The organism is Actinomyces sp. HMSC075B09 (genome assembly GCF_001812395.1).
Classification (GTDB): Bacteria; Actinomycetota; Actinomycetes; order Actinomycetales; family Actinomycetaceae; genus Gleimia; species Gleimia europaea.
In genome coordinates this window covers 66851-83644 of record NZ_KV808742.1, presented here as the reverse complement: position 1 = coordinate 83644, position 16794 = coordinate 66851, and the positions used below count along the sequence as shown (strand labels likewise).

The following is a 16794-nucleotide window of genomic DNA, read 5'->3' as shown; positions in this document are numbered from 1 at the left end:
AGCTGGAACGTGCATTAACTTTCACACCCCGGTCGTGAGATGTGAAATGAGCATGGTTGTGTTGGGAGTGCTACTGTCGCCTGGACTCGTGATGCCACTTCGAGAGAGTTAGTTTAAATTTGAACAGAACCGCATTCGTTTTGAGAGGAACAGGAATGTCTAAGCCCGTATTGCAGGTTGTTGTTTCAAGTGTTCGCCCCAGTCGAGTGAGCCCAATCGTGGCCGAATGGTTTGCGGAGGAGGCGCGTAAACACGGCGCATTTGAGGTTGAGGTTACCGACCTGGCAGAGCTGAACCTGCCTCTAATGGACGAGCCGAATCACCCCATAATGCAGGCCTACCAGCACGAACACACTAAGCGTTGGGCAAAGATCGTGGAACGCTCGGATGCATTCGTTTTTGTTCTTCCGGAGTACGATCACGGCTACCCGGCGCCGCTTAAGAACGCGATTGACTATCTATTTAAAGAGTGGGCGTACAAGCCGGTCAGCTTTGTTTCATACGGCGGTATCTCCGCTGGCCTCCGTGCTGTGCAGCAGTTGAAGCCAGTGCTTTCGGCACTGAAAATGGTACCAATCACCGAGCAGGTTATGATCCCGATGATTGGCGCACATATTGTGGACGGCAAGTTTGCGCCAAATGAGATTATCGCCGGATCTGTGGCGCCCGCTCTGGATGAGCTGGCCAAGATGGAACGCGCACTCGCCTCGCTACGCTAAAACCTGATACGGCCCATCCATTTCGTGTCCGAGGACGAAGCGAGCAAACATTCCAGGTAAAATTTGTTGCCGGCGCCAAAAGGTGCCGGCAACAACTGTATGAGCTTGCCTAGCCTCGGCCTCGAACACACATCACGTTAATCTCGGGCCTGGGCGCTAGCGGACTAGACGAGGTCTGCGAAGAACTTATCCCACGGAATATCTAGGGGAGCGTCCTCGGCAACCACGGAGTAGAGGAAGCGGCACAGCGGGTATTCCTCCTCGCGAACCACGCCGCGCTCGGTCAGCTTGTGCAAAGCCGCGCCAACAACGTTGATCGCGGCAACGCCCTCGAGCGTGACACCCTTCATCAGCTCGTCGCGCACGCGAGAGAACGGGATGCCCTCACCAACGTAGCCGCCCGCCTTCACGTTGCGGCCACCCATGGAGGTCACGAACATGTCGCCAACGCCGCCTAGACCGTCAGCCGTTTCTGGCTTGCCGCCCATGAACTTAACGAACGAGCGCAGCTCCTTCTGGCCCTGAGCAAAGAGAGCAGCCCCCATGTTGTACATGACGTAACGGTCGTTTTCCTTGCCCTGGCTGCGAAGCAGGCCGTCTGCGAAGCCAGCAGCAAAAGCGTAAATGTTCTTCGTCGCAGCGCCAGTCTCGTGGCCAACGAAGTCAGTGGACGTCCATACTTGGTAGTAGTCCGTGCGGTAAAGGCCAGCCAAGTACTCCAAAGCTTCCTTGTCTTCGCCGGTGAACACAACCGCGGTGTCGTGGTGAACCGCAACCTCACCTGCAATGGAGGGGCCAACAACGGCGTTCCACGTGATCGAGTCGGCGAGCTTAGGATCGAAATAGGAGCGATAAACATCGGGCAGTAGCTTCAGGTTGCCATCCTCATCCGCGCGCATACCCTTAGTTACGCACAGGAAGTGCTGACCGGGCTGCATCATGGCGGCCAACTGCTCGCCCGCCCACTCAACGCCAAACGAGTTCACACCACCCATCACGACGTCCGCGTCCTTGATGACCTCCGTAGCCTCTTCAAGCTGGTGGGCCTGAACCGACTCGGGGACCTTCAAATCAAGGTTGGGGTGCACACCCGTGGTCTGGATCGATTCAATAATCTCGCGGTCCAAGAAGGTGCCAACCAGGTGCACCTCGTTGCCGTTCTCTGCCGAAGGGAACGCAAGTGCCGTCCCCATAATTCCCGAACCAAATACGACTATCTTTGCCATCACTTCTCCTAGTCTTCAACATTCTTCATATCGGTCATAAGCTCCGCAAGGAGTGGGTAAATACGGCTATGTAGCCGCATCCAAGTAACATATTTTTCGTGAGCCTGCGGATTCGGTTCCGTCCTCTCACCCAAATGAGCCATCGCTCGCGCAGCCGATTCAACATCGGGATATGCGCCAACGCCAGCCATTGCAATCATGGCAGCTCCGTGTGCGGACAGCTCATCAACCTCAGACATTACGATTGGAAGGCCCGTAGCGTCTGCAAAAATCTGCCTAATAAAGGGGGACCTGGCCGACCCTCCTGTGGCACGAAGTTCAACCAGCTTTCGGCCCGTCACTTCCTGCACGCGATTCAGATTCTCTGCCAGTAGCATCGCAGTGCCCTCAACAATAGATCTGAAAACGTGGGCACGCGTATGCCCCGTGGTGAATCCCACCATTGCTCCAGTCGCAAACGGATCCCAATCTGGTGATTGGCCTGCATTCCAATGCGGTAGCGTCAACAAGGCGTCAGAACCAGGGGCAATACGGCTCGCCTCTGCCTCCAAAGCTGGGTCCAAGCCTCCCTCTAGAGCAGGATCGCCAAGATTCTTCCTAAACCAGTTGTAAAGCACCGAACCAGAGTTCTGAACGATCTCCAGTACGTAAGTGCCCGGAATACCGCCGATCAGTGTGCGGTAAGCGCGATCGAACTGATACTCGTTCGAATGCGTTCCCGACACAACCGAGGTGCCGATATTCACGTAAGCTACATCCGGGTCAATCGCGGCCGTGCCAAGACCAGCGGCCTGACCATCACCAACGCCCGCAACCAGTACAACCTCCGGACTCAATCTCCATTCGTTAGCGAGGCTCGGTAGCAGCGTGCCAATAACATCACCCGCCCTGGTGAACTCCACCATCTGATCTGGGCGTAGCCCCGCGATCTCAAGTAGCTCTTCAGAGAATGTTCGCGCCGCAATATCAAACAGGTTAAGAGTGTCAATCGAGCCTTCTGCAGAAACCCACTTTCCGGTAAGCGCGTGGGACAAGTATGCGTGCACATCAACCAGTTTGAAGGCCTGACTTAGAGCTTCTGGTTCGTGCTTCTTAAGCCAAGCCAGCTTATACAGTGCGGGTGTAGTATCAGCCGGCTTGCCGGACAACTCGTGGATGTGGTCAGATCCGAACTCCTTGATCTGTTCACCCGCTCGCGAATCGAGCCACAAGATTGCCGGGCGGATCGGGTTGCCATCCTCGTCGATAAGCGCAAACGATTCGCGCTGGTGCGTAATCCCAATAGCGGCAATACGCGCCCTGTCGCTCTCGCTCAGGCTACTGACCGCCTCCGTGATTGCCTGATGCGTGGAACCCCACCACTCGCGCGGGTCATGCTCGTAGTGATTCATCTGCGGGGAAAGGAGCTCAATTTCCGCTCGTCCCATCGATATAACGTTTCCCGACGTGTCGATCACAACTGCCTTCGTGGCGGTAGTTGAAGAATCAATAGCGATTACTAATGGGTTGTTCATCTGCTTATGTCCAATCTCTACGCCGTCGTATGTCTCGACCGCAGTGATTTAATCAGTAGCTAAACGCTTATAAGTGGTAGATATTTCCTTGAACTGCTTCACATGATGTCGATTAATCTGTTCATCACTAGATTAACATTGCGAATGTTATTCATAACGTCTGACGAGAGGTTTAGGACGGCGTATTCCGAGTGGTGGCCCAACCAAACCATGTTCAAAAATGCAAGGAATAGAGATGTTTAAAGAGGTCGTGCCTCGCGTGCTTTCGGACGCCGCAGACCTTGTTGAAATCGTCCACGAACTGCGTCAAGTGCTAAACGTCAAAGGGAAGTGAACGGCGCGGAAATAAATGTCAAGAACGCCACATCCGAAGTGTTGCGAGCATTGCGCAGATTCCACACAATGGGGAACGAAATGAGATAACTGCCTTAGGATTCGGCGACCAAACCGGACAATTATGAACCGTGGAGGTTACAAAAACGTCTGTGCAGAACACTGAGAGGAAGGCCTTAGAAACTGGCCGGAAGGTAGATAAACCTCGATAAAATGCCTTTCTGGTTTCTCATTTGCCACGAAATTCACTAAAGTCAATACACAGTTTTGACAATAATTCTGAAACCATCAGGAAATTTTGCGAGCTAAGAGGAATACCAAACACCTTATGCGACAAACATGACCTGAAGAAAGTCAGAGCCTATGTTCTACTACCTGGCACGCAGGCTTGCCAACTATGCTCTCCTGCTGTTCATTGCCGTGTCACTGGCGTACATCATCGCCTCCAACACGCTAGACCCGAAGGCCGCTTACGACCTCACGGACCCCACGCGTGACTGGGACGCGCTTGAGCGAATGTTCATTGCATACAACATCTCAGACACTGTGCCCGTGTGGGATAGGTACACCATATGGCTTGGCCGCGTGTTCACCGACTGGGACTGGGGCATGACGCCAACCGGCGCCTCCGTGAACTCCATCATCGGCATTCGTATCTGGGTTTCTGTCAGGCTTATTATCATCGGCTCGATCATCGGCATGGTCGGCGGCGTGGCTGTGGGCGCGTGGACTGCAACCAAGCAGTACTCCAAGACTGACCGCATTATTTCGATCCTCGCCCTCATCATCATCTCTACGCCGGTTATTGTTCTTGCGAACCTCTTGCAGATCGGAGCGACCCAGTTCAACGTCGCAACCGGCACGCAGTTCTTTGAGTTCACAGGCGAGACTGGAACAGTAGGAAACTATTTCGGTGCGGCCTTCGTTGACCGGATGCAGCACCTACTTTTGCCCACGATCTCCATGTCGCTAACTGGAATTGCTTCCTACTCGCGGTACCAGCGCAACCTGATGCTCGACACGCTCGGAGCTGACTACGTTCGTACTGCGCGTGCCAAGGGCCTCATCAAGTCGAAGGCTGTAACCCGCCACGCGTTGCGCACCTCGCTAGTTCCAATGGCAACGTTCTTCGCCTTCGCGGTAGCTACTCTGTTCCTCGGCGCAACCGTTACCGAGCAGGTGTTCGGCTGGCACGGCATGGGCATCTTCGGCGTCTCATCCATTCGTGGTCAAGACATCAACGGCACCACCGCAGTAGTTGCCTTCTCGGGTGTCTGTACGCTAGCCGGTGCGCTTTTGTCTGACCTCCTCATCGTCGTTGTCGACCCGCGTGTAAGGGTGAGCTAAACATGTCTAACCAACCTCAACCCCAAGAGCGCGACGTCCGCAACGCTGAAACTGCGCGCGGCGAAACCGCCCTGACCGCAGGATCGGACCTCGCAAAAGAGACCACGATGGGCGGCAAGAACGAAAAAGGCAAATCCAAGCGTCTCTCACGCGCGACCCTGATTCGCCGGCGCTTCATGCGCTCAACCACCTCAAAGATCGGTGTTATCGGCTTCGCGTTGGTTGTTCTCATCGCAATCTTTGGCCCCATGGTGGTTCCGTGGGACTACCAGCAGGTGACTAGCTCCTTCCTGAAACCCCCAAACGCTGAACACTGGTTTGGCACCACTCAAGGTGGGCGCGACGTCCTCGCACTAACCTTGGAGGGCCTGCGCAAGTCACTAATCATTGGCGTTTCGGTATCTGCAATCCAGGTAACCGTTGCTGCAATCGTTGGCGCTTCCGCAGCCTACTTCGGTGGTTTCTTTGAAAAAGCTGCGCTTTGGGTTATCGACCTTTTGCTTGTGATCCCGTCCTTCCTCATCATCGCTGTTATTTCACAAAAGACCGGTGGGCAGAACTCCTCGACGTTCCTGTTTATCCTTCTGCTGGCAGGATTTGGCTGGATGCTCACCGCTCGCGTTGTTCGCTCTATGACTCTGTCGGTTAAGAACCTCGAGTACGTAACGGCGGCGCGCTACATGTCGGTGCCAGCACGCGTCATCATCACCAAGCACATCATTCCGAACGTAGCGTCTTACCTGATTATCGATGCCGCTCTCGGTTTCGTTGCAGCGGTCATGTCAGAAACGGTGCTTTCATACTTCGGCTTCGGCGTGCAACCGCCAGAGACTTCACTTGGTGTTCTCATTGCGGAAGGGCAGGGCATGGCAACTACCTCGCCGTGGATCTTCATGGCCCCGGCCACCATCCTGACCCTGACCCTCATTTTCGTTAACTTCATCGGCGATGGACTGCGCGACGCAATCGACCCGTCCTCAAAGTCTGGAGGTCAAGCATGAGCAGCAAAAACCGCAAGCTAGACAACACGCCGGTACCCGAGCGCCAAGAAGGCGTTCCGGTTCTTGACATCCAGGATCTAAACGTCAGTTTCCCCTCCGAAGACGGCGTTGTGCGCGCTGTTCGCGGCGTCAACCTGAAAGTTCACCCCGGCGAGGTGCTGGGCATTGTTGGTGAATCCGGCTCCGGTAAATCCGTTACCTCGCTGGCTGTCATGGGCCTGCTTGACGAATCTGCCAAGGTTGAAGGCTCCGTGAAGCTACACGGGACCGAGATCCTCGGCAAATCTGACGCGTGGATGTCAAAGATCCGCGGCAAAAAAGTCGCGATGGTGTTTCAAGATCCGCTATCTGCACTAACGCCCGTTTACACGATTGGCGATCAGATCGTGGAAGCCTTGACCATTCACCAGAAGATGAGCAAGACCGCGGCGCGAGAGCGAGCGATTGAGCTACTCGAACTCGTTGGCATTCCAAACCCCGAGGTTCGATTCAAGGCATTCCCGCACGAATTCTCCGGTGGTATGCGCCAGCGCGTGATGATCGCAATTGCAATCGCCAACGATCCGGATCTAATCATCGCGGACGAGCCAACCACCGCACTGGACGTAACCATTCAGGCGCAGATTCTTGACCTGCTAAAGAAGGCACAACGCGAAACTAACGCAGCTGTCCTCATGATTACCCACGACCTCGGTGTCGTTGCGGGTATGGCTGATCGCGTTGCCGTTATGTATGCGGGACGTTGCGTTGAATACGGCTCGGTTGATGACATTTACTATCACTCGACGATGCCGTACACGGTTGGGCTTCTCGGTTCTCTGCCGCGTCCAGATCAGGACTCTTCTGAGCCCCTCGCATCTGTTGAAGGTAACCCTCCTTCGATGCTGCAAGAACCCACGGGCTGCCCGTTTGCGCCTCGTTGCCCGATCTCTACGGACGCGTGCCTTAACGGCGAGCCGGAACTTCGCGTCTCACCCAATAACAATCCGAACGACGGCGTCGATCACACCGTTGCTTGTGTGCGTGCTGAAGACATCGTTGAAAACAACTGGGATCACGCGGGCATTTACCCGATACCGGAAGCATTCAGCTCTCCGATTGCCGATGAAGACCGCATGAAGCGTGACGAAGTCATGCGTGTGACCGACCTCAAGAAATACTTCCCGCTAATGAAGGGCGCAGTATTCAAGCGACAGGTGGGTACGGTTCACGCCGTTGATGAGATTTCGTTGGACATTCGCGAGGGCGAAACTCTGGCCCTCGTAGGCGAATCCGGCTCCGGTAAAACCACAACTCTTCTGGAAGTACTGAACCTGCAAAAGCCGCAGGGTGGCACCATCGTTGTGTTCGGTAAGGATGCTTCCACCATGTCTGGCCGCGAGCGCCGCAAGGTGCGTGAAGACCTACAGGTTGTATTCCAAGACCCGATGGCTTCGCTTGACCCGCGCATGCCGATTTCCGACATCATCGCGGAGCCGTTGAAGTACAACAACTATCCAAAGGACAAGATCGACGAGCGGGTTGAGGAACTCATGACACTCGTTGGCCTTGAGCCTGCGCACCTTAACCGCTACCCGCGTCACTTCTCCGGTGGTCAGCGTCAAAGGATTGGTATCGCACGTGCGCTCGCGTTGCGTCCGCGCTTACTCGTGCTTGACGAGCCGGTTTCGGCTCTCGACGTGTCGATTCAAGCTGGTGTCATTAACCTACTTGAGGAGTTGCGCGCCAAGCTCGGCCTCTCATACCTATTTGTTGCCCACGACCTCTCCGTTGTGCGCCACATCGCGGACCGTGTGGCCGTCATGTACCTGGGTAAGATCGTTGAAATTGGAGCGGTTAAAGAGGTTTTCGACAGGCCGCGTCACCCGTACACGCAAGCCCTGCTTTCGGCTATCCCAATTCCGGATCCACGCAAGGAACGTTCCCGTGAACGCATCCTGCTTGAAGGTGACCTTCCTTCGCCCGCAAACCCGCCTTCGGGTTGCCGCTTCAGGACGCGTTGCCCGAAGTTCCTCACTCTAGGCGAAGCAGAACAGCAACGGTGTGTCAACGAACATCCTGAGCTCAAGGGTGACGGCGACGTCGACTCGATGAACGCCTGCCACTACCCCGAAGAGGCCCACATGTTCTAGCCGGGTGGAGTAACGCCTTGTGCGCACGCTCTACCACTGACCAACTTCAAAGCCGGCGGTTTGCAACCAAAAATGGATGCAGGCCGCCGGTTTTTGTAAACCGATATCTAGGATCAAAATGGCGAAAGGTTGTTGACCGCATTGCGGTCAAGGGCGGAAGTTAGAAAGGTGAGCAGACATCGACAAGCGAGATCACGCGCCGCAGACATATACGAAAATCTTGGCGAATGCTCGTTTTCTCATTATTTGGGACTTTTGTTGCGATTAGAACAAGGAGGGACCGAAAGGCGGCTCTCAACTATCAAGAAGCCGGTGCGCTAAAGTAGCCTATCCATCGTGGCCGGGTACGCCCGGCAAGAGATGTCAACATTATGGAGGTACAACAGTGAAGCGTTCACTACGTTCATTCGCTACAGTAGCTGCCGCCGCAACCCTCGTACTCGCAGGGTGTGCAGGTGGCGGAGAATCGGGATCCGGCGGCGACGCAAATCTGCCGGCGCTCTCCGATATCAACGCACAAGCCCGCGACAAGGTGCAAGAAGGCGGCGAACTACGTTTCGCAATCGGCCAGTTCCCTGAGCAGTGGAACATCCTGCATGCTGCCGGAAACCAGGTGGACAACAACGAGATTGCCGGCTGGGTAATGCCTAGCAACTGGATTTACGCAGAGGACTCCACCTTCGAGCCGAACAAGAACTACGTTCTCGATTACGAGGTAGTGGACGGACCTCCGCAGGTAGTAACCCTTACTCTGAACCCGGATGCACACTGGGGCAACGGCGAGCCGATCACGTGGGAAGACTACGAGGCAACCTGGAAGGCCGCTAACGGCTCCAACCCTGACTACCAGGTAGCTACCACCGACGGTTTCCGCGAGGTTGCAAAGGTCGAGAAGGGCAAGGACGAGTTCCAGGTCGTAATCACGTACAACACGGCCTACGCTGACTGGTCTGCAACCTGGTCCGGCGTTGAGCCGAAGGCTGCCATTTCCACGCCTGAGGACTTCGACAACGCGCGTAAGGAAAACCCGAACAACGACTTCACCGCAGGTCCGTTCAAGTTCGGTGAGGTAGACCGCTCTCAGCGCGTCGTAACTCTCGTTCCGTCCGACACCTGGTGGGGCGATGCTCCGAAGCTCGACAAGGTAAGCTTCCGCGAGCTCGACCCGTCGACCTCGACCCGTTCCTTCGCTAACAAGGAAATCGACGTCGTATCCGGCCTCATCAACGCCGACCAGTACCAGACTGCTGCTGGCCGTGCAGATGCGGAAATCCGTGAAGCAGGTGGCAAGCAGTGGCGTCACTTCACGTTCAACACGAACTCTGGCCTCTTGCAGGACAAGGGCATTCGCCAGGCAATCGTTAAGGGCCTGAACCGTGAAGCTATCGCAGCATCTGACCTTGCTGGTCTGCCCGTTGAGCCGGCAGAGCTCATGATGGGTAACCACTTCTTCATGCCTGGCCAGGAAGGCTACGCCGACAACGCCGAAGACTTCAAGTTCGATCCCGAGGCTGCAGGCAAGCAGCTTGACGAGCTCGGCTGGAAGCTTGATGACGGCGCAGAATTCCGTACCAAGGACGGCCAGACCCTCGAAATCGAGTACCAGCTACTCCAGGGCATCCCAACCTCTGAAAACGAAGGTAAGCTCCTTCAGTCTGACATGGCCAACATTGGCGTAAAGGTCAATATGGTTAACAAGTCGCCGGATGACTTCCCCGGATTCCTGCTTGATGGCACCTTCGGTATCACCTCGTTCGCATGGCAGGGTACCCCGTACCCGATGGCTAACGTAGGCCAGATCTACGGTTGCGATTCCGACTCGAACTTCTCGGGCCTATGCGACGATGAGATCAGCGAGCTGATCAAGAAGATCGACGTCGAGATGGACCACAACAAGCGCGTTGAGTACACGAACGAAGTTGACGCTGCCATCTGGGACCGTGTCATGACTGTTCCGCTGTACCGCCGCGTCGAGTACGTTGCAGTTCCGAAGACCCTCGCCAACTACGGCGCCTTCGGCTTCTCTTCCGGCAAGGTTGAGGACATCGGCTACGTCTCGGAGTAACACTTGGTGAAACGAGCCTAGCTGAATAGCTAACGTGGCAGGATCGCCCCGCACATTGTGCGGGGCGATCCTTCATGTAACGGCAAGCCTAGCGGGGGCGCGAACTGAGTCAGAGGCGCGGAATGAATGTGGCCAGAAGCAACACAAGTGCAGCCAGCAGGGGGGCGGTGTTGAGCTTCCTCTCTACCTTCGTAGTGGCATTCGTCATCCCCGCCTCGAGGTGACGCTCATAGTAGGTGCGCAGCAACTCGGCTGTTTGAGATGAATCCAAGTCAAGAAGGTGGCTCGGCACCTCCTCGTCAATGTACGGAAGTTGCAGGGGGCCATACTGAGCTTTCATGTTTCGAACGCCGGTACGAGGACGAGCGGCGGCTGCGCGAATATCGATGTCACGCGTCTCGAGGATGAGACCCAGGTTCAGGCGCGCGCCCGTGTAACGCTCCCACGGCACGGTCCACGAGAAAATCATGTTACGCACCGTTATTTTGTCTGGCGCGATAGTAAGGCGCGGCATCCACCACAGCATGAAAATCGCCCAAAATACCAGCCAAACATACGGCAGGGCTGCAACAGCTACGGATACGCCATCACGCGTAATAGTCACAATTGAAACGGCCAGCGCCAGCACGGCAAAAAAATATGTTCCGTAGCGTGCAGGAGCAGAGGCGATCTTAATCGTTGGATGCATGCCTCCATTTTAGATGGCAACGCATTATCGGGTAGTGGCGCATTTCGCAGAAACCTAAGTGCGTGATCGAAAGCTCCGGGGCATAAGGTAGTAGGGCGCATGTTTTAGCGAAACCACGCTGGCGCGCACGCTTAGAAGAGGAGACCTGGAGGCAAAATGACTATTCGCGAAGATATTCGTAACGTCGCGATCGTTGCCCACGTGGATCACGGTAAGACGACTCTCGTGGATGCAATGCTATGGCAGTCCGGAGCCTTCTCTGACCACGACACCGTGGAGTCGCGTGGTGAGCGCGTCATGGATTCTGGTGATCTAGAGCGGGAAAAGGGCATTACGATCCTCGCGAAGAACACGGCCGTTCACTATCGGGGTCCCTCTGCACAGAAGCTAGGCTTACCTGAAGGCATCACGATTAACGTGATTGATACGCCTGGACACGCAGATTTTGGAGGCGAGGTTGAGCGCGCTCTCTCCATGGTTGATGGCGTGCTCCTCTTGGTGGATGCGGCTGAAGGACCGTTACCGCAGACGCGTTTTGTGCTCCGCAAGGCGCTAGAGTCGCAACTACCCGTTGTGGTGGTGGTGAACAAGGTTGATCGCCCGGATCAGCGTATTGAGGAGGTCGTGGAAGAGACCATGGACCTGCTCCTATCCATTGCGGAAGATTTGCAAAATGAGGGGCGCGAGGTTGACGTGGACAGCCTGCTTGAAGTGCCCGTCCTGTACGCGTCGGCAAAGCTTGGTAAGTCCTCACTTGAACAGCCCGCTGTTGGGGAGGTTCCCACGTCGGGCCTGGAGCCACTGTTTGAAACGCTGCTCCACCGTATTCCCGGTCCCTCCTATGACGAAGACGCGCCCCTGCAGGCGCACGTCACGAACCTTGACGCATCCCCGTTCCTTGGCAGGATCGCCTTGCTGCGCATTCACAACGGTGAACTCCACAAGGGACAGAACGTGGGCTGGGCGCATGCCGATGGTTCCCTCACCTCCGTGAAGATTACCGAGCTGCTCCGCACCGAAGGCCTGGATCGTGTGCCAGCCCAAACCGCGAAAGCCGGCGACATCGTGGCGGTTGCGGGTATTCCAGATATTACGATTGGTGAAAGCCTCGTTGATTTAGAAGATCCGCGTCCGCTACCTCTGATTACGGTTGATGAGCCCGCGATCTCTATGACCATTGGAACAAACACGTCGCCGATGGCTGGCCGCGAGAAGAACACTAAGGTTACCGCGCGCCAGGTGAAGGACCGCCTTGACCGTGAGCTGGTCGGCAACGTTTCTCTGCGCGTCCTACCCACCGAGAGGCCGGACGCGTGGGAGGTGCAGGGCCGCGGTGAACTGGCCCTCGCAATCCTTGTTGAACAAATGCGCCGCGAGGGCTTTGAACTGACGGTTGGCAAGCCCCAGGTTGTTACCCGCGTTATCGATGGCGTCAAGTGCGAACCTATGGAGCACATGACGATTGACGTGCCTGAAGAATACATGGGCGAGGTAACGCAGCTTCTGGCCGCTCGCAAGGGCCGCATGGAAAGCATCGCTAACCACGGTTCGGGCTGGGTGCGCCTAGAGTTCCTAGTCCCCGCTCGCGGCCTGATCGGCTTCCGCACGCGCTTCCTTACCGAAACGCGTGGCACTGGCATCGCTTCTTCCTACGCGGCGGGCTACGAACCGTGGCAGGGCACCATCATTTCGCGCAACACTGGCTCACTCGTAGCGGATCGCGCCGGACAGGCAACGCCTTACGCGATGATCAATCTGCAAGAGCGCGGCACGTTCCTTGTGCAGCCTGGCAGCCAGGTTTACGAGGGGCAGGTTGTGGGTGAAAACTCGCGCAATGAGGACATGGATGTGAACCTCACGCGTGAAAAGAAGCAGACGAACATGCGCGCAGCATCGGCAGACTCCTACGAAGGATTGAATACGCCGCGCACGCTCACGCTTGAAGAGTCGCTAGAATTCGCGGCTGAGGACGAGTGCGTTGAGGTTACACCCAACGCTGTTCGCATCCGCAAGAACGTGCTTTCCACTCAGGATCGTTTCAAGATAGCTGCGCGCGCACGCCGCGAATCAAAGTAGTTCGATACCCGAGGCCGCGCGGGCGCGCACTGGTATTAATGCCGCCATGCTGGCTAAAACCGGAGCGGGCCTTTTGCCTGGGCGAACTGAAATCATCTAGTTGCCGAACGGTGATTCTGGCACTCGCTTGCCGGTAACCATGACGCTAGCTGGAACGGTAACGAGCCCTTTGCGTGTGTTTACCGTGACGTGGGTTGGCGCCACCTCCGTCAGGTGGCCGAGGGCGTCATACAACCCATCAGGTTTGCGGTAGCGGACAACAACGCGCTGGCCCACCTGCCACTGCATCCACGGCAGGCTTGGGGGAGCCTCGTTCGGGTCGGGTGTCGAAAAACTGCTCATGGTGAGATAATAAACCCCATATGAGGCACGAAAAGTAGCCGGGGTTTTCAGCCCGCGAATTTTCGACGCAAAATGACTTAAGGAGACCGTTTTGACCTACGTTATCGCGCAACCTTGTGTAGACGTTAAAGACCGCGCATGCGTTGATGAATGCCCAGTTGATTGCATTTATGAAGGCGCGCGTAGCCTATATATCCATCCGGATGAGTGTGTAGACTGCGGTGCTTGCGAGCCCGTTTGTCCGGTTGAGGCGATCTTCTACGAAGATGACCTTCCTGAAGAATGGTCCGAATACTACGAGGCAAACGTGCACTTCTTCGACAAGCTTGGCTCACCAGGTGGCGCTGCCCGCACGGGCGCTGTGGATTACGACCACGAGGTCATTGCGAAGCTACCTCCCCAAAATCAGGATTAGCCAGATTTTTGTAATGGGGCTCGGCGTTTGTCGGGCCCTTGTTGCATATCTTTATTGAGGGGAAAGCTCGGCTGAAACTCGTGCACTTGAACTTTGCGACGCATGCAAGACGCAGAGGGTTTCGCATATGTCGAGGCGGGTGCAAAAGGTCGCTAGAGTGCAACCAGGTATAGCGGGGGAGAAGAGGGGCAAGCTATGACAAGCTCATTACCGCGCGGCGTTGATCTGCCGCAGTTTCCGTGGGACACGCTAACTGAAGCGAAGAAGGTAGCTAGCGCGCACCCGGGCGGAATCGTGGACCTGTCCATCGGCACGCCCGTAGATGAGACCCCGCAAATAATCCAAGATGCCTTGAAAGAGGCAGCAAATGCGCCGGGATATTCCACGGTGGTTGGAACGGAGGAGGTCCTCGAAGCCACCAAGGTTTGGGCCAGGGCACGCGGAATATCCGCATTGGACGAGGGTGCCACTTCGATCCCCACGATCGGCTCTAAAGAAATGGTTGCGTGGCTTCCCCTCATGCTGGGGGTGAGGCCAGGAGACCGCGTTCTAATCCCGCGGTGTGCCTACCCGACCTACGACATCGGGGTGCGCCTGGCTGGCGCCGAGCCCATTGCGGTGGATGAGGATCCCGCGCAGTGGCCAGACGCTCAGATGGTTTGGCTCAACTCGCCGGGAAACCCAAACGGTCATGTGCTCGACGTGGAGCAACTGCGCAAAATCGTCTGGTGGGCAAGGAAGCGCGGCGCGGTTGTGGCGTCGGATGAGTGCTACGCCGCCCTCGTTTGGGATGAATCCTTGCTTGACGGGGGAGTTCCTTCGTTGCTGTCCGACGCGGTGTGCGAGGGCGATGTGAGCGGTCTGTTGGTGCTGTATTCGCTTTCCAAACAGTCCAACATGGCCGGGTATCGCGGGGGCATCATGATGGGTGACCCGAAACTGGTTGAGGCGGCGGTGGCCGTACGCAAGCACGCGGGAATGATGGTGTCTTCACCCGTGATGCACGCAATGAGCGTGGCGCTACTCGATAGCGCGTCGGCATTCGCTAACCCCCGCGAAGGACTCGAACACGTCCCCGATAATGCAGAAGCGGACATGCGCGATCAGATTTCACACGTGTCTATTCAACGGGGTATCTACGCTAGGCGCCGGGCTAAACTCGAAGCCGCGTTTGCAAGCGTCGGCCTCGAAAATGACCCCCAATCGCGTGCGGGCCTATACCTGTGGCTGCGTGATAAGCGGGGCGAGGTGGATGGGCGCGCTCTTGTGGAACGACTTGCCCAGCTCGGAATCCTTGTGGCCCCGGGAGAATTCTATAGGGAAGGTAACGAAGGATTCATAAGAGTTTCTCTATCGGGTAAGGATGAACGAATCCGCGCTGCTGTCGAGCGTTTGTCACAGGTAAAAACCTTATTCGCCGCGAAATAATCTCGATGTTGAGATAATCTGATTTTGACGGCTTCGTCAAAGGAGCGAAGCTCAAGGTTTTCCGCAAGCTCAGGAGGAAGGCGGAGATGGCAACTGAAAAGGGCAAGACCCCAAAGGCAGAAGTAGCCGAGAAGGTGGACGAGACCAAGAAAGCGAACGGGCTACTCACGGTTGATGAGCACAAAGTTGAGCTTCCGCGAGTAGTGGCCACCGCCGGCTCGGACGGTCTAGGCATCAACAAGGTTCTTGCAACCGCCGGCGTAACCACTTACGACCCCGGCTTTACCAATACGGCATCCGCCTCGTCCTCGATTACCTACATCGATGGTGGTGCAGGCATCCTTCGCTACCGGGGATACCCGATTGAGCAACTCGCAAAGAGCTCCAGCTTCCTCGAAGTCGCATACCTGCTCATCTACGGCGAGCTTCCCGATGCGGTAACCCTCGAAGCGTTCATCCGTCGCGTACAGCGTCACCGTCTGTTGCACGAGGACTTCCAGGCTTTCTTTGGTGCTTTCCCCAGCAACGGCCACCCCATGGCCATCCTGCAGGCTGGCGTTGCCGGCCTCGCAACGTACTACCAGCACACGCTGGATCCGGACGATGACGAGGCGATGGATAAGGCATCCGTGCTGCTACTAGCAAAGGTGCCAACCATGATTGCGACCATCGCGAAGCGCGCTGCCGGCCTGCCGCCGCTCTACCCGGACGCACAGCGTTCCTACACCGAAGATTTCATTCGCATGACGTTTGGCCTGCCGTACCAGTCGTATGACATTGACCCGGCCATCGTTCGAGCTCTCGACATGCTTCTGATTCTGCATGCTGACCACGAGCAAAACTGCTCCACCTCGACCGTACGCATGGTTGGATCCGCGAAGGCGAACATGTACGCATCCGTGGCTGCGGGTGTTGGCGCTCTTTCCGGTCCGCTTCACGGTGGTGCTAACGAGGCCGTGTTGCGCATGCTCGCGGAGATTCGCGACTCGGACATGACGGTGAAGGACTTCGTAGCGAAGGCCAAGGACAAGTCTTCGAGCGTCCGCCTCATGGGCTTTGGTCACCGCGTGTACAAGAACTACGACCCGCGCGCCGCCATCGTCAAGGGCGCGGCCCACGATGTTTTGGAGCGCCTGGGTAAGCAGGACGAGCTTTTGGACATCGCGTTGGAGCTTGAAGAAATGGCTCTAAACGACGACTACTTCGTTGAGCGCAAGCTGTACCCGAACGTCGACTTCTACACGGGTCTCATCTACTCGGCTTTGGGCTTCCCAACCAAGATGTTCACCCCGCTGTTCGCCATGGGCCGCCTGCCCGGCTGGATTGCTCAGTACAGGGAGATGGCTCGCGACCCAGAGGGACGCATTGGCCGTCCGCGTCAGGTTTACGTTGGCGAAACCGAGCGCGAATACATTCCGCTACGCAACCGCCTTCGCAAAAGCAACTAACGCTCTCACGCTGACTAGCTAAATAGGGGAGGGCTTGGGCCGAAAATCCGGTTCCAAGCC

At 56.4% G+C, this 16794-nt stretch carries 13 protein-coding genes; 9 read left to right on the top strand and 4 right to left on the bottom strand.

The features are described from left to right. The first annotated feature begins 155 nt into the window (after window positions 1-155). Window positions 156-719 carry an NADPH-dependent FMN reductase gene (locus HMPREF2854_RS07155; protein WP_070620969.1) on the top strand — a complete coding sequence of 188 codons (564 nt, stop codon included), beginning with the start codon at window positions 156-158 and terminating at the stop codon, window positions 717-719. Window positions 720-883: 164 nt separating this feature from the next. On the opposite strand, the gene HMPREF2854_RS07150 is transcribed toward HMPREF2854_RS07155, so the two are convergent. Then, window positions 884-1945: an NAD(P)H-dependent glycerol-3-phosphate dehydrogenase gene (locus tag HMPREF2854_RS07150; protein WP_070620967.1), complete on the bottom strand. Its 1062-nt coding sequence runs from the start codon at window positions 1943-1945 to the stop codon at window positions 884-886. Between the two features lie 8 nt (window positions 1946-1953). Next, window positions 1954-3459, bottom strand: a complete 1506-nt coding sequence (locus tag HMPREF2854_RS07145) for a xylulokinase (protein WP_083309451.1) — start codon at window positions 3457-3459, stop codon at window positions 1954-1956. Window positions 3460-4155: 696 nt separating this feature from the next. On the opposite strand from HMPREF2854_RS07145, the gene HMPREF2854_RS07140 reads away from it, so the two are divergent. The 4 genes from HMPREF2854_RS07140 to HMPREF2854_RS07125 all read left to right on the top strand — a co-directional run bounded on the left by HMPREF2854_RS07140 (window position 4156) and on the right by HMPREF2854_RS07125 (window position 10337). Beyond that, window positions 4156-5139 carry an ABC transporter permease gene (locus HMPREF2854_RS07140; RefSeq protein ID WP_070620963.1) on the top strand — a complete coding sequence of 328 codons (984 nt, stop codon included), beginning with the start codon at window positions 4156-4158 and terminating at the stop codon, window positions 5137-5139. Between the two features lie 2 nt (window positions 5140-5141). Then, window positions 5142-6140, top strand: a complete 999-nt coding sequence (locus tag HMPREF2854_RS07135; RefSeq protein ID WP_070620961.1) for an ABC transporter permease — start codon at window positions 5142-5144, stop codon at window positions 6138-6140. Continuing rightward, window positions 6137-8272 (top strand): ABC transporter ATP-binding protein, encoded by a 2136-nt coding sequence (locus HMPREF2854_RS07130; RefSeq protein WP_070620959.1) that lies wholly within the window; start codon window positions 6137-6139, stop codon window positions 8270-8272. Before HMPREF2854_RS07135 ends, HMPREF2854_RS07130 begins: the two co-directional genes overlap by 4 nt. A gap of 385 nt (window positions 8273-8657) precedes the next feature. Then, entirely contained in the window at window positions 8658-10337 is a 1680-nt protein-coding gene (locus HMPREF2854_RS07125) for an ABC transporter family substrate-binding protein (protein ID WP_070620957.1), read from the top strand. A gap of 109 nt (window positions 10338-10446) precedes the next feature. On the opposite strand, the gene HMPREF2854_RS07120 is transcribed toward HMPREF2854_RS07125, so the two are convergent. Then, entirely contained in the window at window positions 10447-11025 is a 579-nt protein-coding gene (locus tag HMPREF2854_RS07120; RefSeq protein WP_070620956.1) for a PH domain-containing protein, read from the bottom strand. Between the two features lie 156 nt (window positions 11026-11181). Here HMPREF2854_RS07120 and typA point away from each other — a divergent pair, with 156 nt between their 5' ends. Beyond that, window positions 11182-13101, top strand: a complete 1920-nt coding sequence (gene typA, locus HMPREF2854_RS07115; protein WP_070620953.1) for a translational GTPase TypA — start codon at window positions 11182-11184, stop codon at window positions 13099-13101. Window positions 13102-13197: 96 nt separating this feature from the next. Here typA and HMPREF2854_RS07110 read toward each other — a convergent pair whose 3' ends face one another. Next, window positions 13198-13443 (bottom strand): putative acetyltransferase, encoded by a 246-nt coding sequence (locus HMPREF2854_RS07110; protein ID WP_083309450.1) that lies wholly within the window; start codon window positions 13441-13443, stop codon window positions 13198-13200. Window positions 13444-13534: 91 nt separating this feature from the next. On the opposite strand from HMPREF2854_RS07110, the gene fdxA reads away from it, so the two are divergent. The 3 genes from fdxA (at window position 13535) to HMPREF2854_RS07095 (ending at window position 16734) form a co-directional block, all read left to right on the top strand. Next, a complete protein-coding gene (fdxA, locus tag HMPREF2854_RS07105; protein WP_034509243.1) occupies window positions 13535-13858 on the top strand; it encodes a ferredoxin in 324 nt (107 codons plus the stop codon). A gap of 195 nt (window positions 13859-14053) precedes the next feature. After that, window positions 14054-15286 (top strand): succinyldiaminopimelate transaminase, encoded by a 1233-nt coding sequence (gene dapC / locus HMPREF2854_RS07100; RefSeq protein WP_070620951.1) that lies wholly within the window; start codon window positions 14054-14056, stop codon window positions 15284-15286. An 86-nt stretch (window positions 15287-15372) separates the two neighbouring features. Continuing rightward, on the top strand, window positions 15373-16734 hold the full coding sequence (locus HMPREF2854_RS07095; protein ID WP_083309449.1) for a citrate synthase: 1362 nt from the start codon (window positions 15373-15375) through the stop codon (window positions 16732-16734). Window positions 16735-16794: the final 60 nt, after the last annotated feature.

Coding starts and splice junctions, on each gene's coding strand:
- HMPREF2854_RS07140 (WP_070620963.1), top strand. CDS start 4,156: ATGTTCTACTACCTGGCACGCAGGCTTGCCAACTATGCTCTCCTGCTG.
- HMPREF2854_RS07130 (WP_070620959.1), top strand. CDS start 6,137: ATGAGCAGCAAAAACCGCAAGCTAGACAACACGCCGGTACCCGAGCGC.
- typA (WP_070620953.1), top strand. CDS start 11,182: ATGACTATTCGCGAAGATATTCGTAACGTCGCGATCGTTGCCCACGTG.
- HMPREF2854_RS07135 (WP_070620961.1), top strand. CDS start 5,142: ATGTCTAACCAACCTCAACCCCAAGAGCGCGACGTCCGCAACGCTGAA.
- HMPREF2854_RS07150 (WP_070620967.1), bottom strand. CDS start 1,945: ATGGCAAAGATAGTCGTATTTGGTTCGGGAATTATGGGGACGGCACTT.
- HMPREF2854_RS07145 (WP_083309451.1), bottom strand. CDS start 3,459: ATGAACAACCCATTAGTAATCGCTATTGATTCTTCAACTACCGCCACG.
- HMPREF2854_RS07110 (WP_083309450.1), bottom strand. CDS start 13,443: ATGAGCAGTTTTTCGACACCCGACCCGAACGAGGCTCCCCCAAGCCTG.
- HMPREF2854_RS07155 (WP_070620969.1), top strand. CDS start 156: ATGTCTAAGCCCGTATTGCAGGTTGTTGTTTCAAGTGTTCGCCCCAGT.
- dapC (WP_070620951.1), top strand. CDS start 14,054: ATGACAAGCTCATTACCGCGCGGCGTTGATCTGCCGCAGTTTCCGTGG.
- HMPREF2854_RS07095 (WP_083309449.1), top strand. CDS start 15,373: ATGGCAACTGAAAAGGGCAAGACCCCAAAGGCAGAAGTAGCCGAGAAG.
- HMPREF2854_RS07120 (WP_070620956.1), bottom strand. CDS start 11,025: ATGCATCCAACGATTAAGATCGCCTCTGCTCCTGCACGCTACGGAACA.